Annotated in this window: 28 protein-coding genes; 6 read left to right on the forward strand and 22 right to left on the reverse strand. The window is 39.6% G+C overall.

Annotated features, from left to right (window positions below):
* Positions 1-67: 67 nt before the first annotated feature.
* The 7 genes from ACTWQL_RS11165 to ACTWQL_RS11195 form a co-directional block, all read right to left on the reverse strand.
* Entirely contained in the window at positions 68-898 is an 831-nt protein-coding gene (locus ACTWQL_RS11165; RefSeq protein WP_443142673.1) for a uroporphyrinogen-III synthase, read from the reverse strand.
* A gap of 187 nt (positions 899-1,085) precedes the next feature.
* Complete coding sequence (gene sigK, locus ACTWQL_RS11170) at positions 1,086-1,799, reverse strand: RNA polymerase sporulation sigma factor SigK (RefSeq protein ID WP_443142521.1); 714 nt, start codon at positions 1,797-1,799, stop codon at positions 1,086-1,088.
* Positions 1,800-1,974: 175 nt separating this feature from the next.
* Positions 1,975-2,526 carry a DUF3231 family protein gene (locus ACTWQL_RS11175; RefSeq protein WP_443142522.1) on the reverse strand — a complete coding sequence of 184 codons (552 nt, stop codon included), beginning with the start codon at positions 2,524-2,526 and terminating at the stop codon, positions 1,975-1,977.
* A 441-nt stretch (positions 2,527-2,967) separates the two neighbouring features.
* Positions 2,968-3,429 (reverse strand): hypothetical protein, encoded by a 462-nt coding sequence (locus tag ACTWQL_RS11180; RefSeq protein WP_443142523.1) that lies wholly within the window; start codon positions 3,427-3,429, stop codon positions 2,968-2,970.
* Between the two features lie 59 nt (positions 3,430-3,488).
* Positions 3,489-4,496, reverse strand: a complete 1,008-nt coding sequence (locus ACTWQL_RS11185) for a DUF3231 family protein (protein WP_443142524.1) — start codon at positions 4,494-4,496, stop codon at positions 3,489-3,491.
* A gap of 13 nt (positions 4,497-4,509) precedes the next feature.
* A complete protein-coding gene (locus tag ACTWQL_RS11190) occupies positions 4,510-5,511 on the reverse strand; it encodes a DUF3231 family protein (protein ID WP_443142525.1) in 1,002 nt (333 codons plus the stop codon).
* A 376-nt stretch (positions 5,512-5,887) separates the two neighbouring features.
* Complete coding sequence (locus ACTWQL_RS11195; protein ID WP_443142526.1) at positions 5,888-6,019, reverse strand: anti-repressor SinI family protein; 132 nt, start codon at positions 6,017-6,019, stop codon at positions 5,888-5,890.
* A 260-nt stretch (positions 6,020-6,279) separates the two neighbouring features.
* Here ACTWQL_RS11195 and ACTWQL_RS11200 point away from each other — a divergent pair, with 260 nt between their 5' ends.
* Positions 6,280-8,526: a LuxR C-terminal-related transcriptional regulator gene (locus ACTWQL_RS11200; protein ID WP_443142527.1), complete on the forward strand. Its 2,247-nt coding sequence runs from the start codon at positions 6,280-6,282 to the stop codon at positions 8,524-8,526.
* Between the two features lie 185 nt (positions 8,527-8,711).
* Here the strand turns inward: ACTWQL_RS11200 and ACTWQL_RS11205 are convergent, their stop codons facing one another.
* Entirely contained in the window at positions 8,712-10,094 is a 1,383-nt protein-coding gene (locus tag ACTWQL_RS11205; RefSeq protein WP_443142528.1) for an L-cystine transporter, read from the reverse strand.
* A 297-nt stretch (positions 10,095-10,391) separates the two neighbouring features.
* On the opposite strand from ACTWQL_RS11205, the gene ACTWQL_RS11210 reads away from it, so the two are divergent.
* A complete protein-coding gene (locus ACTWQL_RS11210) occupies positions 10,392-12,062 on the forward strand; it encodes a M4 family metallopeptidase (protein ID WP_443142529.1) in 1,671 nt (556 codons plus the stop codon).
* A 260-nt stretch (positions 12,063-12,322) separates the two neighbouring features.
* Here ACTWQL_RS11210 and ACTWQL_RS11215 read toward each other — a convergent pair whose 3' ends face one another.
* The 11 genes from ACTWQL_RS11215 to ACTWQL_RS11265 form a co-directional block, all read right to left on the reverse strand.
* Positions 12,323-12,625 (reverse strand): YciI family protein, encoded by a 303-nt coding sequence (locus ACTWQL_RS11215; RefSeq protein WP_443142530.1) that lies wholly within the window; start codon positions 12,623-12,625, stop codon positions 12,323-12,325.
* 53 nt (positions 12,626-12,678) lie between these two features.
* Complete coding sequence (locus ACTWQL_RS11220; protein ID WP_443142531.1) at positions 12,679-13,974, reverse strand: Nramp family divalent metal transporter; 1,296 nt, start codon at positions 13,972-13,974, stop codon at positions 12,679-12,681.
* Positions 13,975-14,319: 345 nt separating this feature from the next.
* Positions 14,320-14,469 carry a hypothetical protein gene (locus ACTWQL_RS11225; protein WP_443142532.1) on the reverse strand — a complete coding sequence of 50 codons (150 nt, stop codon included), beginning with the start codon at positions 14,467-14,469 and terminating at the stop codon, positions 14,320-14,322.
* Positions 14,470-14,580: 111 nt separating this feature from the next.
* On the reverse strand, positions 14,581-14,730 hold the full coding sequence (locus ACTWQL_RS11230) for a hypothetical protein (RefSeq protein WP_443142533.1): 150 nt from the start codon (positions 14,728-14,730) through the stop codon (positions 14,581-14,583).
* A gap of 414 nt (positions 14,731-15,144) precedes the next feature.
* Positions 15,145-15,798: a GNAT family N-acetyltransferase gene (locus tag ACTWQL_RS11235; RefSeq protein ID WP_443142534.1), complete on the reverse strand. Its 654-nt coding sequence runs from the start codon at positions 15,796-15,798 to the stop codon at positions 15,145-15,147.
* 259 nt (positions 15,799-16,057) lie between these two features.
* Positions 16,058-16,294, reverse strand: a complete 237-nt coding sequence (locus ACTWQL_RS11240; RefSeq protein ID WP_443142535.1) for a YrhC family protein — start codon at positions 16,292-16,294, stop codon at positions 16,058-16,060.
* 220 nt (positions 16,295-16,514) lie between these two features.
* A complete protein-coding gene (locus ACTWQL_RS11245; RefSeq protein ID WP_443142536.1) occupies positions 16,515-17,651 on the reverse strand; it encodes a bifunctional cystathionine gamma-lyase/homocysteine desulfhydrase in 1,137 nt (378 codons plus the stop codon).
* Positions 17,652-18,575 carry a PLP-dependent cysteine synthase family protein gene (locus ACTWQL_RS11250; RefSeq protein WP_443142537.1) on the reverse strand — a complete coding sequence of 308 codons (924 nt, stop codon included), beginning with the start codon at positions 18,573-18,575 and terminating at the stop codon, positions 17,652-17,654.
* Positions 18,576-18,580: 5 nt separating this feature from the next.
* Positions 18,581-19,051, reverse strand: coding sequence for an S-ribosylhomocysteine lyase (locus ACTWQL_RS11255; protein ID WP_443142538.1), 471 nt, complete (start codon positions 19,049-19,051; stop codon positions 18,581-18,583).
* Positions 19,044-19,748 carry a 5'-methylthioadenosine/S-adenosylhomocysteine nucleosidase gene (gene mtnN / locus ACTWQL_RS11260; RefSeq protein ID WP_443142539.1) on the reverse strand — a complete coding sequence of 235 codons (705 nt, stop codon included), beginning with the start codon at positions 19,746-19,748 and terminating at the stop codon, positions 19,044-19,046. The genes ACTWQL_RS11255 and mtnN overlap by 8 nt, the downstream gene beginning before the upstream one ends.
* A gap of 12 nt (positions 19,749-19,760) precedes the next feature.
* Entirely contained in the window at positions 19,761-20,405 is a 645-nt protein-coding gene (locus ACTWQL_RS11265) for a class I SAM-dependent DNA methyltransferase (RefSeq protein WP_443142540.1), read from the reverse strand.
* Positions 20,406-20,648: 243 nt separating this feature from the next.
* Between ACTWQL_RS11265 and ACTWQL_RS11270 the strand changes: the two genes are divergently transcribed.
* Positions 20,649-20,858, forward strand: coding sequence for a DUF2536 family protein (locus ACTWQL_RS11270; RefSeq protein ID WP_443142541.1), 210 nt, complete (start codon positions 20,649-20,651; stop codon positions 20,856-20,858).
* Between the two features lie 149 nt (positions 20,859-21,007).
* On the forward strand, positions 21,008-21,853 hold the full coding sequence (liaG, locus tag ACTWQL_RS11275) for a LiaG family protein (protein ID WP_443142542.1): 846 nt from the start codon (positions 21,008-21,010) through the stop codon (positions 21,851-21,853).
* Here the strand turns inward: liaG and ACTWQL_RS11280 are convergent.
* A complete protein-coding gene (locus ACTWQL_RS11280; RefSeq protein WP_443142543.1) occupies positions 21,840-22,055 on the reverse strand; it encodes a hypothetical protein in 216 nt (71 codons plus the stop codon). The genes liaG and ACTWQL_RS11280 overlap by 14 nt on opposite strands.
* 327 nt (positions 22,056-22,382) lie before the next feature.
* Here ACTWQL_RS11280 and ACTWQL_RS11285 point away from each other — a divergent pair, with 327 nt between their 5' ends.
* On the forward strand, positions 22,383-22,985 hold the full coding sequence (locus ACTWQL_RS11285; RefSeq protein ID WP_443142544.1) for a DUF3995 domain-containing protein: 603 nt from the start codon (positions 22,383-22,385) through the stop codon (positions 22,983-22,985).
* 95 nt (positions 22,986-23,080) lie between these two features.
* On the opposite strand, the gene ACTWQL_RS11290 is transcribed toward ACTWQL_RS11285, so the two are convergent.
* On the reverse strand, positions 23,081-23,782 hold the full coding sequence (locus ACTWQL_RS11290; RefSeq protein WP_443142545.1) for a DUF1510 family protein: 702 nt from the start codon (positions 23,780-23,782) through the stop codon (positions 23,081-23,083).
* A gap of 192 nt (positions 23,783-23,974) precedes the next feature.
* Between ACTWQL_RS11290 and ACTWQL_RS11295 the strand changes: the two genes are divergently transcribed.
* Positions 23,975-24,211, forward strand: coding sequence for a KTSC domain-containing protein (locus tag ACTWQL_RS11295; protein ID WP_221566106.1), 237 nt, complete (start codon positions 23,975-23,977; stop codon positions 24,209-24,211).
* Between the two features lie 11 nt (positions 24,212-24,222).
* On the opposite strand, the gene ACTWQL_RS11300 is transcribed toward ACTWQL_RS11295, so the two are convergent.
* Complete coding sequence (locus ACTWQL_RS11300) at positions 24,223-25,992, reverse strand: peptidoglycan D,D-transpeptidase FtsI family protein (protein ID WP_443142546.1); 1,770 nt, start codon at positions 25,990-25,992, stop codon at positions 24,223-24,225.
* Between the last annotated feature and the right edge of the window lie 6 nt (positions 25,993-25,998).

Genomic DNA, 25,998 nt, shown 5'->3' on the forward strand with positions numbered 1-25,998 from the left:
AGAAGCAAACACATTAATACCTTGCATTTAAAACAGCTCCGGAAACGTCCACCAGAGCTGTTTTCCTCTACCAATCATCCGTATTTCCTTTTTTCTCTGAATAATATTGGGACAGTTTCATGATCATTGCACCCATCCGTTGTTTTTCGGGTTGGAGGACGTTTTCTACCCCTTCTTCATGTAATGCTTCAGCTGTTATCTTGCCCACGGCTGCAGCCATCACTTTGTCTTTAAACATAGTTTTAATTTGAGATAAATATTGAGTTTCTCGTGCATAGTCGAAAAGAAAACGGACCTGTAGTGCTGTTGTGAAACACACCGCATCTATTTTCCCTTTATTAATTTCCCCACATAAACTTTTTAATACTTTAGAATCAGGAGGGAGATGTTTATACGGGAGAATTTGGGAGTAAACTGCTCCTCTTCCCTCTAAAAATCGTATAAGTTTTGGTGCAGTATCACCATGGAGTTGGATCGTCACTCTCTGGTCATTAAATTCAAACTCCTCAAGGGTACTCATAAGCCCTTGGGTTGTTCCGTCGTCATCAACAGCAAGCGGAGCAATACCCATTTTTTTTAATACTGAACGAGCTTTATATCCCCTGGCAGCTACTTTCGCTTTTTGGATTGTAGTAATAAAACTTTCAAGTATACCCAAATTTTCAGCAATCTTTAATAGTGTTTCCACCCCTACACCAGTTGTAAAAACGATCCAATCAACACCTTCGTTTACGATTCGTATAATCTCTGGTCCAACCTCTTTCTCATCCAAAATTACCGTACCTTGAGCTGGTCTTACTATGGGGATTCCTCCCTGTTTCTCTACTAAAGCACACATTTCTTCAGTCCTTCTTGATCCCGAAAGAACGATACGCTTTCCCTCGAGTCCTTTTGTAATTGCGATCACTCCTATCCATTTTGTTAGAATAAATGGTAACACATGTTTATATGTTTTTCTTTTTCAGATGCATATTACCCATTCAAGAAGTTATATGTTTTTACGTTCATCCTATGTACACCTACAACTTAATTGAATCCACATGATAAAAACAGCCCAGGCATCGATTGCCCTGGGCTGTTTTCTTCTACCCTTTCTCCTTGTCGTTCCTTTGTCTGTAGAATTCATGAAACAACTTCATCAGGGCACGTTTTTCGATCCGAGAGACGTAGCTTCTTGAGATTCCCAGGTCTTTTGCGATCTCTCGTTGGGTCCGTTCTTTTTCTAGATCGAGTCCAAAACGGCCGACGATGACTTCCTTTTCACGATCATCGAGGATATGGATATGTTCGTAAATCTGTTTCTTTTCCATCTTCAGTTGAATGGTATCGACAATGTCATCAAGATCGGCTTTGAGGACATCGATCAGTGTGATTTCATTACCCTCTTTATCCGTTCCGATCGGGTCATGTAAGGAGACGTCCTTCTTTGTCTTTTTAATCGCCCTCAAGTGCATGAGGATTTCATTTTCTATACAACGGGCAGCATAGGTTGCGAGTTTCGTCCCTTTCCCCCTTGAGTAACTCTCGATCGCTTTGATCAAACCGATTGTACCGATGGAGATCAAATCCTCTGTGTCTTCCCCTGTATTCTCGAATTTCTTACAAATATGTGCGACAAGTCTCAAGTTATGTTCGATCAAGCGATTCCGGGCTTCTTCATTCCCTTCCGCCATTTCTTTCAAGTATCTGGTTTCTTCTTTCGGTGACAATGGTTGTGGAAACGCATTGTTCTTCACATAAGATACGAAGAACATGACTTCTTTGAAAAAATAAGCCAGTGCTGCGATGATGCTTGACACATCCTCACCTCCATAGGCAGCTATCACACATACTTAATCCTATGTTAGGCTGGGCTTGGTTGTGTCTGTACCAAATTAGTTTCATTTTCTTTCCTTAAACTAGATGACTCTTTTGAGGGAAAACATAAAATCATTGACCAGGCGTCAGATGACTAGTATGAATACCATGTTATTTTTAATCTTGTTTGGGTAATCCTGGTGGATAGTAATAAGGTGGGACTTTTAACCATCCTCTTTTTCTCAATAATGTTTTAGTGGTAGCTCCAAACGTTAGCATTTCTGTATAAAATTCTGTCCATATCAAGGCTACATCTGTTCTGATTGTTTGTGAATTGGCGATTGCACACTCTGTGGCAGCAGTAACAATTTTTAAAGATACCCCATTTGCAATCTCATCATCTGTAAGTTTTGTGCCAAGTGGAACTTCATTTGAATCAGATATAGGCTTTTTTGGTTGTGTAAGTGGAAGAGGGATCCCCTCTTTCTCCATAAAATTTGACAGCTTTTGAGACTGACTTTCACAGAGCTTTTTAGCGTCTATTAATAAGTTTTTCACTTCATTATCTGTAGTTGTATTAAGAGCTATTTCTTCATATCTAATTGCTTCATTTATTACCGTTAAGTATGTCCATATACCCATCACTTCTCCAACATGTAGAGGGTTTTTAGGTTCATTATCAACTAATGTTTTTAAAGTATTCCAAACAGCTTCAAAAGGGTTAGGCATTTTTTATCTCCTCACTTTTTAACTTAATTTTAATTTTTCCAAACAAAAAAATAAAATTCATATCCTTTAACCGTGTAGGTATTCGCCCTTATTAAATGAAAGTCAACTTTAGGGCTTTCTCTATAAGTTGAGATGGATAGGAGTGTGGTCATAAACCTTAAGTGGAAGCGTTACGGGTAAAGAAAGAGAAAAGTCGGGAAATTTATTACAGCTATGTAAAATTAAAAATACCAAAAGCAAAGCTCTAACATCTTTTAAAGTTCTTTTGCTAAAACATGAATTAACTGCTATCTATCCCCCGCCTCAGCATCCGTTTGGAACATTTCTTGAAACAAACGTAATTGATTGCTATTAAAAGAACATTTCTAACTCAATAATCGAATTAAAAATAGGATGGGAACGAAAAAAGCTCACAGTATCCAAAATCTCATAATTAGAAAGTTAATGGTTATATTTCAAGAAGAAAAACCGAATGAGGAAACCTGTAATCAATCCAGGGATCACAAAAAGTATCGGTAACCAAACTGGTCCCAATAACGCCCCAAAAAAAGTTAACTTAGAGGAATAGATCAGACCAACTGTCACCCAATAGGCACAAAAGACAAAGGGGAAATAAGAATATGGTCTTTTTCCTCCTCCAGCATCTTTAAACGCATCCCACATTGCAAAGAAATACAAGCATGGATAAAACATCAGCCACCCATATTCAGCCTGTTCGATTGCTTGTTCGATTTCACCGTGGAAACTTAAAACAATGATTTCGTTAAAGTTGGATTGGACGTTAATCATAAATTCCAATGTAATGAAAAGTAATCCTTTGAGAAACTTACCGTTTAAAATCTGGCCAAAACCCGGTAACGCAATACTCCACAGTATTTTTTCATACTTATTATTTCGACTCATATCACCCGTCCAAGTTGGAAAAATTTTAAAAGTTCGTTTTACGTTAACAACTTACATTTCTATTCTTTAATTAAATGATTATAATCAGGAGAATGCGGTGGCACTTCAAGCCATCTTTTCTCAATCATAATGTTTGCCCCATCTTCGGCATAAAGCGAAATTTCTGCCAAAAGCCGAGCATATTTCAACCCAACATCCTTTCTCGGACTTGCTCCCATTGCAGCTCCATATTTTGCAATACTCCCCGCTGCCATAGTGGTCACAAGGAACATCATTAATCTATCCGAGAATGGAGGAATCTTAGAATTGGATACGGCGGAATCCCATAACATAGGGGCTGGTAGATCTTCCTGAGTTAAAATTTGTTTTAAAACTTTGACCTGCTTACAGGCAATTTCATTTCCCCTTAAAAAATATCGTTTTACTTTTTCACTCTTTGCAACTTGAGCAAACCCCAGCAACGTTTCTCTAGCAAGTAGGTTCGTTTCGTTTGTTAAGAACAAATGGGACATTTCAATAACCGTCAACGGGCGTTGCTTTCCTGCTAGATTTCCTAAAAAGCTTTGAAGTGTCACGAACTCGGCTTGATCAGGTACGGGAATATAAGGGGGGCGGATATATAGACCTTTCTCCAACAGTACTTCCTTTATCTCTACTTGCAATTGTACGGCATCATTAAGGAGCCTTTCATGGAAAGCTAAAAGGTCATACCTGCTGCTAAGTCCAATGGCCAACGTATCTGCAGACATTTGAGCAACCGTCACATCTTTCAAGTTTTGAATACAGTAAATATCAGAAAATAAACGAGGGGCATCTATGTTTACATCTTCCTTTGAAAATCCAGTTGGAACCGGAAAGTTTTCTTTTTCGAATAAATCAGACATATAGGCAAGATATTCTTTTGTAGATTGAATTCCGGAATCAATGATCATACAGAAATCACGATCTTCGACGGTTGCGGAAAAATACTTCAATACACACAGCCTTGCAGTATCCTTAACATATTGGCTCCATAAACTAGCCATTTCTGCAGAACTTAAACGGGTTTCATGATGATACTTTTCCATTTTAATTACCCCTTTACCTTACTAATTGATTCCGATCAGGAGCATGAGGAGGCTTTTCCAACCAACCGTGGTCAATCATGATGTTAGCTCCGTCTTCAGCATACAGTGAGATTTCCATTAGTAGTCTCGAATATTTCAATCCAATGTCTTTCCTCGGACTGATCGCAATGGATGTCCCATAATTTCCAACGCCCGCTGCTATCATGGCAGTTACGTGATACATGATCAATTTATCTGAAAAGGTCGGGATGGTTGAGTCAGTTACGGCATAGTCCCAACTCATGGCAGCTGGAGAATGATCACCGAGTAAGATTTGACTGAAAATGTTGACATGTTTTTCTGCTATCTGTTTCCCACGTATCAGAAATTCTTTCACTTTCTTCCGTTTGGCAACTTGGGCAAATGCGATCATCAATTGTTTTCCAACGACATTCGATTCAGTATTCAAAAACAAATGAGACATTTCAATGGTTGTCAATGGTCGTTGGTTTCCCCAAAGTTTCCCTAAAAAGTTTTGTTTAGAAACAAAGTCAACCTCATCTGGTGTTGAGATATAAGGCGGACGGACGTAAACCCCTTTATCCATCATCACTTCCTTGGTCGCTTTATGTAATTTTACCGCATCAGCAAGGACACTTTTATGAAAAGAAACAATGTCAGAGCGTGCCCCCAATCCGATTGCAAGAGTACTTGCTGCCATGCCTAGGATCGACATATTCTTCAGGTAAGATAGAAAGAAAAGATCAGAAAACAAACGAGGGGCTTCTAAATTGACATCTTTTTTTGAAAACCCGATAGGAGTGGGGAAATTTTCTTGTTCAAAAAGATTTTGAAGTATTTCTATATGATTTTTACATGAAGAGAAAGCCAGCTCAAGTACAGTGCGAATCTGGCTGTCCTCAACGGTCATTAAAAAATGCGCCAGGACACTTCTTGCAGCAGTATCATTTACATACTGCCCCCATACCCCTGCCATCTCAGCAGATGTTAATTGTGGATTATGATCCTTGTTCATAAAAATCACTCCTTTCATGCTGTGAATGCAGACACTTCTTATAATTTTCCAATCTTCTAAAATTATTACATATTTTTTAAATATGCAGAGCATGTAACATATGAAGGGGTTCCCAGCGATTGCTTATTATCAATTGGATTCGATGCAAAGTGGAAAAAATTCAAAAAAGGAAGATACAAAATCGTATCTTTTTTGGGAAAATGGATACTGTTAACCCTCCAAACCGTTTGATTGAAATTGAAAAAAGAAGGGTCACCCCCTCCTTTCTTTTAGACTAAAAAAAGACACTATAATGGCTCAAATTTCTAATCAAAGTAAACAATTAAAAAGCCGTACGCTTCTAAATTCTAATAGAGTTCACTGCCGATTTTTTTCTTTAAGTAACTGTTGCTCTTAACTGGTTTTTCTTTATATAGGCTAATACTTCCTCTTTACTTAATCCCTGCAATTTTGCTTCTAAAATCAACTTCACCCATTCCTCATCAAGCTTTCCTTCTTTCTTGACCATTTCCCCTTTCCTCCTTAAGAAATAGCTTTCATTGATCTGACATTCCAAAATATCTGAATTCCTCTAGGGCCAATTCTCCTTTTGTTATCCCTCAATCGCAGTCACTAAAAAAGATATCACGCTACCTATTTTCCGCATAGTAACTAAAGTTATAAATTTTCAAATTTTTACAGATAAACATACTCCTTTTTGAAGGATTTCAGAGGTGTAATCTTCAATATGTATATAGTAGGAAAGGTGAACTCAGGGGGTAGGGCTTAATGAAGGGGAAACTAGGAATATATATACCAGTCAGATTCAATACCATGTTAAACAGGGTCTTAATGAACAAAATCACATATATAACAGCTCCATCAGGGTATGGTAAAACAACTCTGGTAAATCATTGGAGCCAGCTATCTACGAGCCCGTTCATATGGATGGAAATGACAGAGTCCTTCAGTGATACAAAAGCTTTGGTTACTCATTTAAATCAAGTTACCAATCAATTACGTAGTAATGACAACGTCATTGTAGTGGATCATATACACCGGTTGAAACATCCTGACGCAATAACTGAACTGAAAAACTGGATGTTACAGGCACCTCCTGACATTAATTTAATTTTATTATCACGTCATGCCATTCCTTCGATGAAGTATGAGTCTGATCTACAACACCAAATGTTGCAAATTGACACAAATGAAATGAAATTCACGTATGATGAAACTAATATTTGGATGTCAGAGCAATCTACTTTTGAATTAACAGAAGATCAAATAATGGACCTATATGAAATAACAGACGGCTGCCCTGCATTACTTCAACTAGCCTACCAACATCTTCATCAAAGTGATGGCCCTATGATTGATCGTAAAGGTAGAGTAGCACCATTGTTGGAGGAGTATGTACAAAAGAAATGGTTAAGCAAACTTACCGAAGAAACTCTACAACACTTGCGCCCATTAGGTACACCTCCCTATTTCTCATTTGAATTCGCAAGAAAATTAGTAGAAACAGACATTGAAACGCTATTTCATGACCTTGAGCATTATTTGCTTATCAAAAAAAATCTAGTCAAGAACCGTTGGCTGTATCGATTTCATCCACTCATACGTGCAATCATAAACGAAAGAATCACTTTTTATGGAAATGTAGAGGAATTGGCAGTGAAAACGGCTTTTTTTCTAGAAAGCGAAGGGTTGCTTAGAGAAGCTGTTGAAGCGGCAATTCGTGGGGATAATCCTAAGTTAGCGCTAAAGTACATAAAAAAATTCGCCCCGGAAGCCCTTTTGTGTCAGGATTTTCAAACTTTAAATGACTGGCTTGGACAGCTCAATACTGAGCAATTTTCTTTGGATAAGGAAATAAAATCACTTCAGGATTGGATCTTGAACTTGATGAATTCTTCCAATGATAAAGGTATGAATAAAATTTTGCATTCGGAGAAGGATCAATGGACCCCATTCATATCATTAAATCAGGGAAGTATCCCATTCATCTCCAGCCCTTTTGGATATACGGGTGATATCAATAAGGTTTTAGATAAATATCAAGCTTCCTCCTCACAAGGTAGAGAACTAGCCTTTTCACCATTCCGTCAATTAGCTTTAGCAGAAGCGTATTACGAACTAAACGACATAAACGCAGCAAGACGAAGTTCAGATCAAGTATGGCAGCTAGCAAAAAATACGAATGATCTCCCAGGACTTTCCATACCCACATTATGGGTAGATCTGCTTTGTCATCAAGCAGAAGGAAAAGATAAGAAAGTCCACTATATTGTTGAAGAAATCTACTACCGCTCCCTGCAAACTACTACTCCAGTATGGAGAAGAATAGGGAAAGCCTCAAAAACTTACGTCCTTCTTCGGGAAGGTTATCTTGATGATGCTGAAGACTGGGTTGCGGAACAACAAGAATTCTTGCACATCAATTGGAACAAGTGGACATGTTTTGAATACTTTATTTTAGCCCGAGCTTTACTTACATTCCAAGAGGTGGAGGAAGCTAGTTATTTGTTAAGTCGCATGATAACGTCGGCCACATACGAAATGAACCATGGAATCAAACTGAAACGGAAGATTCTTCAAACCATAGCGGCAATCAAATTGGAACACCTTTCAGAAGCACATGCCTATTTGGAGGATGCCTTGGAAATCGGCTATCAATATGGCTATAAGAGGGCGTTTCTCGATGAAGACCCTACTTTATTCTCTATCTTCCCTGATATTAAAAAAGAACTTCCTGATCATTTACAACGATATGCCAATCATTTATTACAGATAGTCAATAGAGAGGAGTTGAAAGAAGTCAGGGGTAATCCTAAGATGAAAGAAGCATTGACTATTCGTGAAATTGAAATCCTCAAGTACATTCAAAACGGATTGTCGAATCAAGCGATTGGTAAGCAAATGTATATTACAGAAGGTACCGTAAAAGGCCATCTCAATCGAATATTCAAGAAATTGAACGTCAGAAATAGAGTACAAGCTGTTAAAACGGCTGAAAAGCAATTACTTGTATGATTTGATTGAGCATTTATTTGAGAACAAATATATGTCAACTAACATAATAAGTTTTCCTTGTTCAAACTCAAGACCTTATCCGGTTCAGTCCAGATAAGGTCTTTTAGATATTCATCATCTTTATCCTTAAAGGAATTAGAAAAGAATGTTTTCGTACATGAATAGTGCCTGTCACCAAATTGAATTTACACTTCTACAACATCTTTCTGCTGATAGACTTCGTTTTCGAATTCTCCTGTGGCTTTGCTTGTAAGGATTCCAGATGTCATTGCTCCGCTGACGTTTACAGCTGTACGGCCCATGTCAATTAGAGGCTCAACTGAGATTAACAGTCCAACGATCGCAATCGGAAGATCCATGACCGATAGTACGATGAGAGCTGCAAAGGTTGCTCCTCCCCCGACCCCTGCAACACCAAATGAACTGATGGCCACTACGATAATCAGAGGGATGATGAATGATGGACTGAGAGGATTAATACCCACTGCTGGAGCTACCATAACGGCTAACATTGCCGGATAAACACCAGCACATCCATTCTGTCCTATTGATAGTCCAAAGGAACCTGCAAAGTTTGCAATCCCTTCCGAAACACCAAAATCCTTTGTTTGTGACTTGATTGTCATCGGCAGTGTTCCTGCACTTGTACGGGACGTGAAGGCAAACGTCAAAGTTGGCAGCCCTTTTTTCACATAATTCACAGGGTTTAGTTTTGCGAATGATAACAACAGTAAATGCATGATAAACACCAAAATCAATGCCACATAAGAAGCCACAACAAACGTGCCTAATTGCATGATCGCATCATAATTACTTGTAGCCGCAACTTTTGCAATGATTGCCAGGATACCATATGGTGTTAGACGGAGAATTAACGTTACCACCCTCATGATAACACTGTATAGACTATCGATGATCTTCCCAAAAAATTCAGCATGCTCAGGATCTTTTCGTTTTACACCAAGGTAACCAATCCCGACAATTCCAGCAAAAATTACAACTGCAATTGTTGATGTTGCACGAGCACCTGTCAGATCTAGAAATGGATTGCTTGGAATTAACTCCAGGATTTGTTGAGGAAGCGTCATATTTTCTACAGTCCCAACCCGTCCCTGTAATTGCTCATTCCGAGCGTTCTCTGCTTCACCAGCAGTCAACTCTACGCCATCGAGTCCAAATCCTAACGTGGAACCAATTCCAATTGCTGCCGAAATAGCAGTCGTTCCAAGAAGTAATCCAATCACAAGGAAACTGATTTTCCCGATATTCTTAGTCAACTTTAATTTCGTAAACGCTCCGACAATTGAAATGAATATCAGCGGCATTACAATCATCTGCAGAAGTTTTACATAACCGCTGCCGACAATGCTAAACCAATCAATTGTCCCGACTGTAACTTCATGCCCAGTTCCATAGATTACGTGAATGATATAACCGAAAACAATACCTAAACCTAATCCTGTGAATACGCGTTTCGAAAAAGAGACCTGCTTCTTTTGCATGAAGAATAAACCAAGCATAAGCAATAATAATACCGCTACGTTCACGAAGATAAGAAATGTGTTCATCTTTATCCTCCTTTTGTTTGTTAATCTATTTTACGAAATTTTTATACGTGTATTCCTTAACTTTCCTTTCACTTAATAACAATCATTTTACATTCTCATATTTTCTTAAGTTTTATCGACAAATGGTACTTTTCTGCATGCAATTTAAACAAAGAAATTTTGTTCATTTATGGGGCATTTTTCCTATAATAAGATGATTAATTAGGGTTATTTTGCTAATTTTTCAAAAATTTATAGAGTTGTTTCTTTTTTTAATTTATAATTTAATCCAACCAATTTATTTAGGAGGTCGAAATATTGAAAAAAAAGATTATTGTTCCTGTTGCCCTGTCATCAGCGTTATTGTTGGGTTCTATCCATATGAACAGCGTGTTTGCGAAGTATGATGATTCGAGTTTGGTAAGTAGTGTACAAGCTCAAAAGGAATGGAATGAAAAGGCTAATGTTCCTATCTTCGTAAAGGAACGGTTTGCAGAGAAATTCTCAGCAAGCAACACTTCCAATGCATTAAATTATCTTAAGAAAAATGAAGGTAAAACCGGAATTAAAAGTCCGGATAAAAATTTGAAGGTAAAATATGTTCAAAAAGACGAATTGGGTATGACGCACGTTCGTTTTAACCAAACGAAAAATGGAGTTCCTATAGAAGGATCTGAAATCATTGTTCATTTTAATAAGGATAATGAAGTGGTAGCCGTAAACGGAAGGGTTAATCAAACTGTTGTCGATGATGCAGTCCACACGACACCTTCTGTTAGTGAAGAAGAGGCCCTTCAAGTTGCTCTATCCTCTGTAAATGCTCCAGAAGAGTTTACATACGAACCGACTATTGATCTTGTTGTATATCCCTTCGAAGCGGAGAATCATACCGCTTATAAAGCGAATATTAACTTCATGGGAGATGAGCCTGGTAACTGGTTTGTGTATGTAGATGCAAATACTGGGAAAGTCATCGATCAGTATAATGGCTTAATGCATGCTGACGAAATGAAAACTCAAAAGGGATTCGGATTAGGAGTCCACGGCGATCACAGGGAATTACACATTTCTCAAGAAAGGGAAGAGAAATCCGGGACTCAGTTTGCATTAGCGGATTACTCTCATGCAAATCTCGGAGGTATTTTTACATACGATGCTAAAAATGACTGGAGTTCCAGTAATGATACACTCTATAGTGGGAACGATGCTGCATTTATCGACGATTATGATCGAGCTGCTGTCGATGCCCATTATAATTCTGAAGAGGTGTATAAGTATTATATAAATGAGCATGACCGCAATTCCCTTGATGGTGAAGGAATGGAAATCATTTCTAAGGTTCACTTTGGCAATAATTATAATAACGCATTTTGGAATGGAGCTTATATGACATATGGAGATGGTGACGGTGAGTTCTTTATTTCACTATCAGCTGGTCTTGACGTAGCAGCTCACGAAATGACTCATGGTGTCATCTCACATTCAGCAAATTTGCAGTACCGATTTCAATCCGGCGCACTGAACGAATCGTTTGCTGACATCTTTGGTGCACTCGTCGATGATAGTGATTGGGAAATTGGCGAAGATATTATGGCGCCGGCTGCTATAGCTGAAGGTGTAACGAGATTGCGCAGCTTAAGTGATCCGAACAGTGTTGTAGTCAGCAACGAGCAAAGAGCGGCTTATGGAAGCGGAGTCTATCCGGCCCATATGGATGAGTATTATGACATGCCACGTTCTGTTGATAATGGTGGTGTTCATGTTAACTCCTCAATTATGAACCATGCCGCATACTTGATCGGTCAAGAAATTGGTAGAGAAAAACTAGGAAAAATATTCTATCGTGCACTGACAGTTTATTTAACACCAACTTCTCAATTTAGCGACGCACGTACAGCCGTCGTTCAATCGGCAACAGATATTTATGGTGAGGGCAGTGAGGAAGAGGCAGCAGTTCAATCTGGATTTGATGCGGTGGGAATTTACTAAAAGTTTAAAATACAATTGGATGGAATTTTACAACAGACTTTAACAGGCCTTTCCGAGAATTAAACCTCTTGGGGAGGCTTTCTCATGGTAACGGCACAATATGGTGAATTGCCACAGATTCGCCAGTAGAATATTTGAAAGTAATCCACACAAGCTTGCCGGCAGGGTGGATTACTTTTTTCGTTTCGATCAAATTAATCAGCAGTGGATAAGCAGAATCATACACATAGCTGTAGCTATGTACGAAGTGGTAGATTACATTATTTTCTCTTTTGCTCATCTCTCTGATGTTCTTGATTAAAAGGACTATCCATTTCCCATTCATGCATCTCTAATTTTCTTGCTCCTTTGAGGATATATGGATCATTTTCTGCTAAGTTCATCGCTTCTTCCAGTGATAGGGCCATGTATATAATCAATCCACCCGTTCCATCTGAAAAACGGCCTTTTGCAAAAATCCTCCCTTTCTTCACTTGTTCTTCAAGATACTCCAAATGTTGTGGACGATATTGAGCACTTTTTTCCTGATCTTTCATAGGTAAGACTACAGCTAGATATTTCATTGTTCCTCCTCATAAGCATACTAGAAGATTTTTTATTTGGGGGTTGGTGAATTTTATCCAAAGAACATGTTATAAAGCTCACTTCCGCCTAAGTAAACGTACAGTAAAATAATCAGTCCAAAAATGATATTACTAACTTTACTATTTTGATAGATACTGCTAACCTGTTCCGAATTTAACAAATACAGTAGAACGGCAGCAAGGACAGGCATGAAAATTGACCCTAGTACTCCATACATAAGCACAATTGCAACTGGTTGTTCAAATAAGAGCAAGAACATTGGCGGGAATGTAATCCATATAAGATAAGCGCGATATGCTGGATCTTTTTCAGTAATTGAATCATTTGTGAGTGAGGTTTTCTTTCCTTTTTTTCTTAATACTCTTATAAAATCGGCAAATAAATATGAAATACCGTGCCAGGGACCAAGAATGGAGGTGAAAACAGCTCCCCATACCCCTATTAATAAAGCCCAGCGTGCAACACTTCCAAACCTCTCCTCATAAGCGTCGGCAAGACCAACAAGACCCTCGTTCCCATTAATCGTTGTCCCTGATCCAAACAATAATTCTGCAGCAATGATCATCATGGCTATGGCGAACAACCCTGTAATTGTATATGCAACTGTTGAATCGATTTTCATAGTAGGTACCCATTCTTTACCTCTCCACCCTTTTGCATTAAGCCAATATGAGTAGCTTGTAATGGTAATAGAGCCACCTACTCCGCCTAAAATTCCTAAAATTTGAAAGAATGATCCTTCCGGTACCGAAGGAGCTATACTATAGTCAACACTGCCAGAATTAGCGATAATAATAATTGCAGAACCAATGATTGTAATGAACATGATTCCTATCAATACCATCATGAAACGTTCTAATAACTGGTACCTTCCAAACCATACCAATAGGAAACCAGCTACACCTGAACTAATAGCCCAAAGTGAAAAAGGTGTTCCAGGAAACATAGCCGTCATGATTAGTGCAAATGTACCTGTTATTGCAGCACCGTATATGATTCCAAATATTATCGTATAGGCTCCTAAATAGGTAGTTGCCCACCATCCCAATGAGTGCCATCCTTCTAAAATCGTTTTTCCTGAAGCTAAATACCAACGCCCGATACCCTCGGTTAAGAAAAATTTGATTAAGGCACCAGCAATGATAACCCATAACAACGTCAAACCGAAATTAGCGCCTGCAATCGTTGCCATAACAAAATCGCCTGCTCCTACACCAGTAGCAGCAACTACAATGCCGGGGCCTATCAACTTCAATTTTGATCTGGTGGTAGTTGGTGCAGTCACTGAATACGATTCATCATAATTCTTTTCGATTTTCTGTTCCATTGCTTCACACTCCTTTTTTGAAAAACCTGAGTTAATTTGTACCTTCAATGATTTCCTGAAAGTCTGTAACCTTAAGTCTTAAAGCACCATTTTTGTTCATAATTTTCTGATAATAATCCATTCGACTTCTTTCAACAAATCCCTCTGCTACAAAGGTTTTAAAAATAGCAGAGGAAGCGTGACCATAGTAATGATTAATCTAAATAAAGTTACAAACCGAAAGAATGATTTATTGAATATTCATAAATCCCCGGACTACAAAGTTTTTGTAGAGTATACGAGCGGTCCCGGCTAACTAAGTATATTAAAAAAGCAAGCGGTGGCGATCCCCGCTTGCTTTTTCGATTACATCATATTAATATATTGTGCTGATTTATCATGGGCAGCATCCATCAAAGACTGGACGCGTGCATTGTGTTCGATCATATGTGTATCAGTCTCATGATTCCGTACTTTTTTAATGATCGTTAAAATAAATAATTGAAATGGCATCATTTCGTATCCCTCCTATCCTTGCGAAATTCCTTTCAGGTCGTATCTTTCTCCGTAACTATCCAATCAAGAAAAACCTTGCTTCTTATCATTGTCTTCAACCTCCTTATTTTTTTACATCATGGAAATGTAATAGAACGCTTTCTCACGCATTTGCTCATACAAATCTTCATTATGCTTCTTTTTGTTGAATTCTTCATATGTCATTTCAAATTTCAATGTTTTTTGTACGATTGTCAATAAAAATAAATGGATCGGCATCATAGCGGATTCCCTCCTTTCTATGATTTACTTCAGGGTCACACCCCGCTTGAGCCAATAATTTCTTTCTGCTTTTTCATTCCACATTCCATTCAGCCTCCTTTCATTTACTCCATCAAAAAACACCACAGGAATAACTCCCTGTGGCGCAATGACATTTAGACATTCTTCTCCCGTCTAAAGGCATAGAAAAGCCACAGGCAGTCGTCGACCTGTGGCGTTATTAACGTGTTTGAATAACGGTTAAATTACGCTTGTTTCACCGGTCGAACTATTTGACTATTCAATTGAGTCGCTTTTCCAGTTACGTATAAAATCATTTTGTTCGACCTCCTTTGGTAATTTTTAACCTGCAGAGTAAATTATATCCACTTTGTTGCAAAAAGTAAACCTCTTTTTTTATATTTATTTGATTTTTTAAAAAAATGGGTTTTTCCACTGCATCAACACCCCATAATTCCCCGATTCAGGATCGTCCAAATAATTTGGCATAAGCTTTACAGGTGTACGACCAGCTTTCATCAAAAACGATACGACAGGGTCTTTGGATTCGCCCCGGATGACCCGATCTAAATAAACTTGTGGATCCATTTGATCTTTCACTTTATCAAAACCAGGCATACGACTTCCACCAAGTACGGATTCAAGCTTTAATTCAACAACAAGATGATAGAGTGCTTGCATAAGCAATTTTCCTAAGCCTGTTTTCCGGTACCTAGGGCGGACACTGATATCAACAACATATAATGCATTTCCTGTCGGGGCGTGTGTACCAATTGAGCCGTTATCCGTTATCTCTTCCCAGGTATGAGCCTCACCATGATTATTCACGATTAACGTTGTGATTGATCCGGCAAGTTCACCATCTACTTCAGCACAAATCGCACCGTCCGGAAAAAGTCGAACATGGTTTTCGAGCTGCTCCTTCGTCCACCAAAGATCAGAAGGGAACGGCGGCGGAAAGCATTCCTTTTGGATATCTATGAGCTGTTCGAAGTCAGAATCAGTGTAATTACGGATTGTTGTTTTAAATGGTTTGTCATTCTGGAAAAGATACTGAGTGAAAAACATAGGCGGTTGTGTCTCCTTTTTACGTATTTACCTCTTTTATTTAGTTTTTCAAGTTTGAAATCCTGCTATTTGAATGATTTTCATCTTCTTTTCGGCGTTTGCATTACAAAAAAAAACGCCGGCAGTGCCAATAACTACAAAAATTCGTGATTTTTTTCAAAAACTTGATTTTAACTACAAAAACAAAGAATTAACGACAAAAATGCCTCCATAAACTACAAAAATAAAAAAGAAAGGACAGTCGTTGTCCTTTCCGTATCTATGATTTTTCGTTCAGTTGTTTCTTCCATTGCGAAATTTTACGATAAAATACTAATGCGATTCCAATTGAGAGATAGCTTGTCCCCAATAAGATGAGTTGGTGCAAGGTTTGTTTACCTTCAAAAGGAATAATGCTTCCAATATATAAAAATACACTCAACGATAGGAGTACAAAGCTGAAACGTTTGAAATCTGCAATTTTATCTTTCGTGTCTTTGACCATTTCCTTTGACAATACTCCCACCCCTTTACTGCTATCATCGTAACATGCTTCAGATCGTAGAGTAAGAGATTATCAGACAATTCCTGAAGTTACCAGATTATCAGTATGGATTCCGTGGTATATGTATTCGTTTGGTTTATCGCTACTCATAAAGCAAGAAGGACCCACCGGCATCGATTCCAATTGCCATAAGCGGACCCTTCAATTTTTCAACTGAACTGGTGCAAATCGCTCAGCTTTCTAACGCTTGTTTAAGGTCTTCGATCAAGTCTTCTGCATCTTCAATTCCGACTGATATCCGTAACAACCCATCAGTGATTCCAAGTTCATCACGACGGTCCTTCGGAATGGACGCATGTGTCATTCGTGCAGGAGCAGAAATCAAGCTTTCAACCGCTCCAAGACTTTCTGCAAGTGTGAAGTATCGCGTTTTGCCCAAGACCTGGTCAGCCCTTTCCTGGCTACCAACATCAAACGAGATCATGCCGCCGAAACCGCCTGCCTGGCGTTTCGATAATTCATGTCCTGGATGTGACGGTAAACCAGGATAGAAGATTTTTTCTACAGCAGGATGCTTCTCCAGGAATTCCGCAATTTTCTTCGTATTGCTCTCGGTCGCTTCCATACGGAGACCGAGTGTTTTGATCCCCCGAATCAACAGCCATGAATCCTGTGGTCCGAGTACTGCTCCAGCAGAGTTCTGGATGAAGTGCAGCTCTTCAGCTAATTCTTTTGAGTTCACTACAGCAAGACCTGCGACAACATCACTATGTCCGCCGATATATTTCGTCGCACTGTGCAAAACGATATCTGCACCGTGATTAATTGGTGTCTGCCAGTATGGGGTGTTGAATGTATTATCGACAATCAGTAACAGGCCATGCTTTTTTGCAATCTTGGAAGCTCCAGCAATATCCGTCACTTTCAACAATGGATTTGTCGGCGTTTCAACATATACAGCTTTCGTATTGTCTTTTATCGCCGCTTCGATATTATCAAGGTTGCTCGTGTCTACGAATGTCGATTCCAAACCAAGACGGTTCAACACCTTCGAAACAAGACGATATGTTCCACCATAGACGTCATCGGTAAAAACAACATGGTCTCCAGTATTGAACATCATCATGATCGAATTAATCGCAGCCATTCCTGAGCCGAATGCGAATCCAGCTTCCCCTTCTTCTAAATCCTTGATCAATTCTTCTAATGCATAACGCGTCGGGTTTCCTGTACGTGAGTATTCGTATCCTTTGAAGTTCCCGACACTTTCCTGTTTATACGTACTCACCTGATAAATCGGAGTGGAAACGGCACCTGTATGCTCGTCACCGAAAATACCAGCATGGATCATTTTCGTTTTCGGCTTCATTTATATGCCTCCTTGGTAAATCTTTTTACTTAAGTAACGCTCACTGCTGTCTGGAAAGACAGTAACGATATTACTGCCAGGCTTTGCTTGTTCGGCTTCGATCATTGCTGCATGTAAAACAGCTCCAGATGAACTTCCGACAAGGAGTCCTTCCTTCAAGGCTAACTCTTTTACCCGGTTAAAAGCCTCCACATCTTCAATTGTATGGATTGCATCGAAATAACTTGTATCCATATAATCCGGGAGGAATTCCATGCCGATTCCTTCAGCCTTGTGCGGCCCCGGCTCCCCTCCGTTCAAGATCGATCCCTCTGGTTCAACAATGACCGTTTTGATGTCTTTGCGTTGTTCTTTCAAATATCGGGCTGTGCCCATGAAAGTACCACCAGTTCCTGCTCCAGCGAGGAATACGTCGACTTTTCCATCAAGCGCTTCCCAGATCTCAGGCCCTAGTGTTTTATAATACGTATTCGGGTTTGCTGGATTTGCAAATTGAGCAGGATAGTAGGCGTTCTCGATTTCCTTTTCAAGCTCCTTCGCCTTTTCGATTGCACCACGCATTCCCTTTTCAGTTTCTGTATTGACAATCTTGGCACCCAACGCCCGCATTAATTCCTGCTTTTCAACACTGAATTTTTCAGGAACGACGAATATCACTTCGATTCCCTTGTTCACAGCCGCCAGGGCGAGGCCGATACCAGTATTTCCGGCAGTAGGCTCGATCACCGTCCCGCCTTGCTTGAGTTTTCCGCTGATGAAAGCTTCCTCAAGTAGTTCTTTTCCAAGTCGATCTTTGATGCTTCCACCTGGATTGTAAAGCTCAAGTTTAGCGAAAAGCCGTACACCGTTGGGAAGATTGAAATTGGCGATCTCCACCAGCGGCGTATGACCAATCAGCTCTTGAACGTTTTTAAAATACCTCATGCATGTTATTCCTCTCCAAATACATCTTTCCATTCACTGCGTTTTTCTAGCATCTCCGTGGCGATTTCCTTTGCCCCTTCGAGGCTGTGGTTTGCAGCCCATCCACATTGCACCTCGTTACATGCTGGAACTTCATCGGCATTTAGGACATCATTCAATGTCTTTTCAAGAACATCCATAATCTCCTCTTGATCTGAATGGTTCAATACAGAAAGGTAGAAGCCAGTCTGACAGCCCATCGGTCCGATATCGATGACACGATCATGATGGTTACGGATATTTTCCGCCATCAAATGTTCAAGGGAATGAAGTCCTGGCATATCCATATGTGCTTTGTTCGGTTGCTTGAAACGGATATCATACTTTGAAATCTCGTCACCATGTTGACCTTTCGTAACTCCTACGAGACGGACATACGGTGCACGTACTTTCGTATGATCGAGATTGAAACTTTCCACATTCATTTTTTTAGCCATGTTTCTTCAGCTCCTTTACCATTTTAAGAATCAAATCTGCGGAATTTTTCGCCGCTACTTTCAAAAATTGATCGAATGACATCGGTGCATCTTTACCCGCGATATCCGATAAAGAACGAATCACGACAAACGGGACTTTGAATTGATGACAAACCTGCGCGATTGCAGCAGCTTCCATTTCAGCTGCAAATAATTCAGGGAACTTTCCGCGGATGTCTTTTACCCGTGATGCATCGTTCATGAATGAATCACCGGATGCAATCAACCCTTTGACGATCTGCATCTCAGTAACATCCTTTGCACTTTCTTCTGCAATTTCCACAAGCAAAGGATCAGGCATATAAAAAGCAGGCAATTGCGGGACTTGGCCGTACTCATAACCGAATGCCGTAACGTCTACATCATGGTGTCGTATTTCCGTTGAAATGACTACGTCCCCCACATTCAAGTCAGGATTGAATCCCCCTGCAGAGCCCGTGTTGATCACATAATCAGGTTTATATAACTGATTCAATAACGTTGTTGCAATCGCTGCGTTCACTTTACCGATCCCTGACTTCAGCAAAATGATATCTTGATCGTTTAGTTTCCCTATAAAGAAGGTACACCCTGCAATCATTTCCGTTTTACAATCCTCAATCAATTCTTGCATTAAAATAACTTCTTCGTCCATTGCTCCGATAATAGCGACTTTCATATTCACATTCCTTTACAAATCTTTTTTTACAGCATGAATCAACCACACATACCTATTCAGTCGTTCAAAGCTAACTTCAAAGCCATTATTTTGGAAAATCTCTGATAGAACGCCAATTGTAGTGTAGTATTCCGTCTGCAGATCATGAAGCAAGTTCTTGTAACCCTGGCTCTTTACCCGATCATGAATTTCTTTTTTCGCTTCATCATGTTCAAATACAGTGTCTGCAAATACAATTTTACCATTGTTACCAAGAAGGTTTCCATAATTACGAATAGCATGTGCTTTTTCATCGTCGGTTAAATGATGAAACGCATACGTACTTACAATGGTGTCAATGTTTTCATCGAACTTAGGAAATGATAGAAAATCACCGTCGACGACTTTTAAGTTTGGAAAACGTTCTTCCGTTTTCTCTCGCATGCCAGGTGAAGGCTCCACCCCTACCACATCCAGTTTTTTATTGATTAAGACGTTCGTCAAATTCCCAGTTCCTACACCGAACTCAAGAACGGTTCCTGATGATTCACTGGCCACTCGTTCAAGAATCTCTTCATATCGTTCAAAAACTTCATGATATTCGTTATCTTTGCTTGAGACAGTCTCATCGTAAGATTCTGCCCATTGGTTAAAGAGATCGATAAACTCTCTACCCACCCTGTCCACACTCCTAAATTTTAAAATTTATTATTCCTATCAATATAGTATGATTTAATTTTATTATGGCTACAACATATCATAATCGAGAGAATCTGGCAATATTGAAAACGTGTTAACACCCGGTATTGTACGAGTTTCGTCTATCCATATGTGACCCCTTCATGGTAAAATTTTATTCGGTATAGGATGATTTGGATCATATCCCCTGTAGACAAAGTAATATTTTAGGAGTGTGAGAAAATGGAGCTTCATCTTGATTTTATCGAAGACAAAGTAGAGTTTTTCGAAGCAGGTGAACTTTCAAAGCTGGAAGTGGCAGTTCAAGAAAAAATTGAACAAAACCAGGCCTTATTACTTCGGGTCCATCATGTTTCACATCAGGTGAACATCGATCCCTCAAGTGGAAAACGTATCTATTCAGCAATTGTGCATTTCAGATACAAAGGCTGAACGAGAAAAAGGAGTCGTATTGATCGGCTCCTTTTTTTCTACGTCTCAAGCCTTAATTTTAAATCATTCTTGAGTGCGTTGTTCCTATTCTGAAAGTATCATAATCTAAATACAACAAAGTAAAGTCAAAGCGAAAGTGGGTAACCATTATGAAAATGTTTTTTGCAATCTTAATCATCCTGATCGGGGGATATCTCCTCTTTACTGAAGCGAAACCGACCTGGTCTTTATTTGGAAGTGGCAAGGATCTCTCTGAAGAGGTGAAGGGTGCAGACCGGATCAATATTGATGTTTCCGGCATGAATACGGAGATCATTCCTGAGAAACGAAGCAATCTGAGAGTAGAGTTAAATGGTAAAGGCGATGTAGATTTCAATCGCCGCGGTGATGACATAAAAGTAAAAGCAAGAAAAGGATGGTTGAATTGGTTTGGCTTCGATCGAACCAAGCTGACCATACACATACCGGAGGATTACGATCAAGAACTTGAACTGCATAATGGATCGGGTAATTTAACCTTTTATGGTCCATCAGACCGAATGAAATTGACATCCTTAAAGGTCGATATAAGTTCTGGAAACCTCAAGCTTAAAAATATTCATGCAAAGAAGTTCACCCATGATGCATCGTCAGGGAATGTAGATGTAAATAATCTGAAGACAGACGAAGGGATATTCGATATCAGTTCCGGGAATGTGAAAATCAAGAACTATACGGGTGCATTGTCTGCCGATTTATCTTCAGGTAAATTAGACGTTCAGATGGATGAACTGATTGGAGACATTGATGTTGAGATAAGTTCCGGATCAGCCGAATTAGACCTTCCAAAAGATGCTGGATTCAAGTTGAAAGGAAAAGTGAGCAGCGGACATATCGATTGTGATATCCCATTGGAAAATGAAATTTCTGACCAGAAAAGAATAGAAGGGACTCATGGCTCTGGAGATCACCGTGTCGATCTCTCCGTATCCAGTGGCCATATCAAAATTCAGTAAAAATCAAAGGCTCTTTTCTAAAAGATTGTTGCTTTTGAGTCATTTTTAAAAACTCACCTTGTGGAAGTTGATTAGAGAGCAAGGTGCGAGACTCCTCGAAAATGAAAATCACATTTTCTTCGTGCGATGTAACGCTGCCGAAGCTTTCATTGTCCTGCGGGATCAACGTGCCTACTACCTGAATAATCTCCTCGCAAGGCATGCGACGAGGAAGCTCACTTCGACAGGACTTTCTTGTAGACGCAGGAGCACAAATGCTTCCTTGAAAAGGAGACTCCTGAGGTCGCAAGGCGACGAGTGGGCTCACCGCACGCCCCGCGGAAAGCGAGCATCCTGGAGCGGAAATCAACGCCTTTTAAAGAAAACTTGGCGAGACCAAGCCTTGTGTAGGTCGAGCCTTAGTTGCCCTTATACTGAAGAAAGTTTTTTACACTTTCTTTAAGTGCAAGATCAACAACGTTTGCGAAAATAGCCAAATCAAAAAACTGCACTGTTTAAAGTGACAAGCAAAAATGATTGGAGTGTTTAAATGAACGAAAGTAAAGTAAACATCACTAATTTGATTCATCCGCAGCCACAACATCGACGTCATTTAGTATTGACGGGATATGCTGTATTCATTTGGTCAATAGCCTATATGTTGCCCCATCTTTATTGGGCTTTAGGTGGCACAATCGGTATGTCATTGTTGAAGGAATCTGTAGCAGAAGCAGCTTTTTGGGAAATGATAAACTGGGTAGCAACAGGATTCCTTACAGCTGCAGGATTCGTAGGTATTGCATTTATCTATCTTAGGAAACAAAAAGTCATTAGCTGGTTGCTGCTCGGAATAGCCTTATTTGGATGTTCGATAGCGACTTCCCATGGCATTTATGGGATCTTCTACCGGATCTTTCAAATAACAGGTGTTGTCGAGCTGGAATCTGGATCGTTTAATTTTAATGAGCATTCTTTTGTAGTGTGGGATCTTTTGTTATTCGAACCGTGGTTTATGATTGAGGGAATTTTATTTGTCATCCTTGGTTGGTTTTACATTAACAAGCCCCGAAACAGACGGATCTGGTTAATGCTCTGTACAGTTGGAATCATCTTCGGTTTAGTTTCAGGCCTGTTAGGTGTACGGTTTGCATAAAGGAAATGGAGCAATACCTTTAATACTCTGTAATGATGGAAAAAATGACCCGAAAGGATTTACTCATCCTCCGGGTCATTTTCGTTCTATATTTCTTATTGATTAGCTGCACCTGGAACACGTTCGACAGACGTTGGCTTCCAACCTTCACCGTCTACCCATTCAAGCATGACAACATAAGGATTGTCTTTATTTTCGGCTTTACTAACAATACCCTTAGCTGTCGTTGCAGATCCACCGTTTCCGATCCACCAGTACTCGATTTCATCAGGTGATAGTCCTGTTGCATATTGCAGCGCTTTTTCTTTTTCCTTCCAATCAGTAGTACCTTTTTCGAAGCTTGATTGATGTGAGTCTTTTTGGACAGTACCAACTGGCTCCCATTGACCCTCAGGTCCTGCAGTTTCATCAGAATAGGTCTTATATCCATCACTATCTTCACTGCTACCTTCAGATGCCTCTTCTTCCTCTTTCTTTACAGATGTATCATCTTCTTCCTTAGATTCGCTGTCCGTGTTCGTTTCATTTTCCTTACTTTCTTCATCGGCAGCTTGTTCATTGGAAGAATCATTATTGCTCGATTCATCTGAGTTCTCATCTGTATCAGGTACAGATGCTGTATTATCTTGATTCTGTTGTTTTTCAGTTGCGGATTCATCGTCACCTAAAAGCATACTTGCTCCTACGGCAAGGATCCCAATGAAGACAACACCGATTAATATATTCAATATAAGTGTTTGCTTTTTACTTTTTTGTGTGCGTTCATATCTTGAGTTTGTTGAAAAATTATCTCTCATGGTCTCCCCTCCAATTCTACATATTATTCTACCACTCTACATTGTTTCGATGAAGGATTATTTTTTGTACCGTACAAGAAAATATTGTATAATTAATAGTGTGAATATTTGTAATTTTTAAACTAGTTTTGTCGTTAAAAAGGATTTTCTCTATTACATGGCTAATAGTAATGATAAGGAGGGGTGATGTGTATGCAGTTTACAACTTTTCATTCAGAAGAATGGAATCTAAAAACGTTTCATACCATTGGCTATCAAAAAGACACGCAAACGTTACATGTCTGTTTACATGATGGTTCGACTCTAGAAGTGTTCGATGTTTCTGAACAGAGGCTCTTTGAATTCATCCTGGCGCCTTACAAAGAACAGCATCTTCAGGACCACTTGCTCCCCAACCACGAAGTGAAAGTCGTACAACCAAAAGCCTAATATACACTCTCTCAGTCTGGTTGTTGTTGTTGTGCTTCATACAACTGTTGAACAATCTGCGCAAATGTTTTATTCGTAGCAGTTTCTGTTTCTGCTGCATCCAGGTCAACAACGACCAGCGCATATTTTGGATCGTCAGCAGGAAAGTAACCCGCAAACCACTTATTGTACCCTTTCTGACCCTTTTCTCCTTTTTCAGCAGTACCTGATTTTCCAGCTACAGCCCAAGGCAATTGACTGAAAGTACCATGTCCAGTTCCATTTGGATCAACGACAACTCCTTTCAATAATTTTTGAAGCTCTTTGATCGTATAACGAGATAAACTATCACCAGGTATTTCTTTCTCCTTAAAATCAGCAAGTGTCGTTCCGTTCTTATATAAAACAGAATGGGCTGCGCGCACTTGTTTTTTTGTGCCTCCTCGTGCAATCGTCGTCATCATATTCGCCACCGAAAGTGGAGAAACACGTACATTCAACTGACCGATAGCCGTTTGGGCAATTGCACGGGAAACATGTTTATCCTGTCCATCATTCCATATCATGCTTGATTGTTCACCTGGATAGTGCTTCAAACCTTCAAAATGAAACACATCTCCTGTCCATCCTGAAAATGCAGTGAGTCCTAATTTAGCGGCATATTCATCAGTGATATCTTTGTCATTTTCCATCATTTCGTTAAGTAAGGTCGCAAAGGTATTGTTACAACTCTGATAAAAGCTTTCTTTAAAGGTTAAATTACCTAAATCACGTTGCTCCTGCCCCTCATTATACGTGTTTTTACTGCAATCAAAGACACGATCAGGGTCAGTCGATAGATGATCTTCTTCGATAGCGGCAGCCGCTGTGACAATTTTAAAAACAGAACCGGGGAAATGTGTCTCTAGCATTTTATTTGCTGTGCCTTCAGCTAAAGGATTAGAATGTGGGGGCAATGGACGGCTGGCCATCGCAAGTACATCGCTTGAATCCACATCCAATAGAACGGCACCACCCTTTGTAATCTTGAATTGATCAATTGCGTCTTCTACGATGCGTTGAGCTTTTGGATCCAAAGTCGTCCGTAGAGTTACCGGATAGAACGGGTTAGACGGTGCTGTATATTTGACATCAAAACCGAAAAGCGGCCTTCCGGACTGTTCAACATGATAAATAAGCTTCGATTCTCCTTCTGAAATCAAAAAAGGATCGAAAGCTGCCTGTATACCGTTGACCCCTGTTTTGGTTGATATACTTATCAGACCTTTATCAATACGTTCAGGGTATTTTTCGCGTAACATCCCAGGGTTTTCACGTACAGAACCTATGAAATGACTTGCAAAGGTGTTCTCTTCATTTATTGAGAGCATTTGGCCGAATGCACCCTGAATCATCAGATCGTTTACTTGTTCAACTGTTTCACGTGTGATGTCTTCATTTTTGATTACAAGGGGATCTTTCCTGCCCTCCAACTTATTCTTCAATTCAAACGTCGAACGGCTGACAAGCGGAGATAATTTCTTAAGGGCTTCCTCATCTTCTTTTAAAAACGGAAAAAGGATGACAGAAGGTTCATGCACTTCCGCCAGGAGTTCGCCATAGCGGTCCTGCATCTTCCCTCTCCCATCATCTAAAGCAATTGAGTGTATACGTTGTTTGACACTTTCTTCAATCAAATTTACTTGGTGCTTTGAAAACGATCGTGTATCGACCAATTGGATATGTGCTAGTCTGCCGATAAGCACGGCCAATACGATACTGAATACGATTAATACATAATAAAGCCGTTTCGGATTATTCATGTGATC

Origin of the sequence: Pseudalkalibacillus sp. R45 (genome assembly GCF_052246725.1) — a bacterium.
Lineage (GTDB): Bacteria > Bacillota > Bacilli > Bacillales > Fictibacillaceae > Pseudalkalibacillus.

Coding starts and splice junctions, on each gene's coding strand:
- ACTWQL_RS11175 (WP_443142522.1), bottom strand. CDS start 2,526: ATGCCTAACCCTTTTGAAGCTGTTTGGAATACTTTAAAAACATTAGTT.
- ACTWQL_RS11180 (WP_443142523.1), bottom strand. CDS start 3,429: ATGAGTCGAAATAATAAGTATGAAAAAATACTGTGGAGTATTGCGTTA.
- ACTWQL_RS11185 (WP_443142524.1), bottom strand. CDS start 4,496: ATGGAAAAGTATCATCATGAAACCCGTTTAAGTTCTGCAGAAATGGCT.
- ACTWQL_RS11190 (WP_443142525.1), bottom strand. CDS start 5,511: ATGAACAAGGATCATAATCCACAATTAACATCTGCTGAGATGGCAGGG.
- ACTWQL_RS11195 (WP_443142526.1), bottom strand. CDS start 6,019: ATGGTCAAGAAAGAAGGAAAGCTTGATGAGGAATGGGTGAAGTTGATT.
- ACTWQL_RS11200 (WP_443142527.1), top strand. CDS start 6,280: ATGAAGGGGAAACTAGGAATATATATACCAGTCAGATTCAATACCATG.
- ACTWQL_RS11205 (WP_443142528.1), bottom strand. CDS start 10,094: ATGAACACATTTCTTATCTTCGTGAACGTAGCGGTATTATTATTGCTT.
- ACTWQL_RS11215 (WP_443142530.1), bottom strand. CDS start 12,625: ATGAAATATCTAGCTGTAGTCTTACCTATGAAAGATCAGGAAAAAAGT.
- ACTWQL_RS11220 (WP_443142531.1), bottom strand. CDS start 13,974: ATGGAACAGAAAATCGAAAAGAATTATGATGAATCGTATTCAGTGACT.
- ACTWQL_RS11225 (WP_443142532.1), bottom strand. CDS start 14,469: ATGATGCCATTTCAATTATTTATTTTAACGATCATTAAAAAAGTACGG.
- ACTWQL_RS11230 (WP_443142533.1), bottom strand. CDS start 14,730: ATGATGCCGATCCATTTATTTTTATTGACAATCGTACAAAAAACATTG.
- ACTWQL_RS11235 (WP_443142534.1), bottom strand. CDS start 15,798: ATGTTTTTCACTCAGTATCTTTTCCAGAATGACAAACCATTTAAAACA.
- ACTWQL_RS11245 (WP_443142536.1), bottom strand. CDS start 17,651: ATGAAGCCGAAAACGAAAATGATCCATGCTGGTATTTTCGGTGACGAG.
- ACTWQL_RS11250 (WP_443142537.1), bottom strand. CDS start 18,575: ATGAGGTATTTTAAAAACGTTCAAGAGCTGATTGGTCATACGCCGCTG.
- ACTWQL_RS11255 (WP_443142538.1), bottom strand. CDS start 19,051: ATGGCTAAAAAAATGAATGTGGAAAGTTTCAATCTCGATCATACGAAA.
- mtnN (WP_443142539.1), bottom strand. CDS start 19,748: ATGAAAGTCGCTATTATCGGAGCAATGGACGAAGAAGTTATTTTAATG.
- ACTWQL_RS11270 (WP_443142541.1), top strand. CDS start 20,649: ATGGAGCTTCATCTTGATTTTATCGAAGACAAAGTAGAGTTTTTCGAA.
- liaG (WP_443142542.1), top strand. CDS start 21,008: ATGAAAATGTTTTTTGCAATCTTAATCATCCTGATCGGGGGATATCTC.
- ACTWQL_RS11280 (WP_443142543.1), bottom strand. CDS start 22,055: ATGCCTTGCGAGGAGATTATTCAGGTAGTAGGCACGTTGATCCCGCAG.
- ACTWQL_RS11285 (WP_443142544.1), top strand. CDS start 22,383: ATGAACGAAAGTAAAGTAAACATCACTAATTTGATTCATCCGCAGCCA.
- ACTWQL_RS11290 (WP_443142545.1), bottom strand. CDS start 23,782: ATGAGAGATAATTTTTCAACAAACTCAAGATATGAACGCACACAAAAA.
- ACTWQL_RS11295 (WP_221566106.1), top strand. CDS start 23,975: ATGCAGTTTACAACTTTTCATTCAGAAGAATGGAATCTAAAAACGTTT.
- ACTWQL_RS11300 (WP_443142546.1), bottom strand. CDS start 25,992: ATGAATAATCCGAAACGGCTTTATTATGTATTAATCGTATTCAGTATC.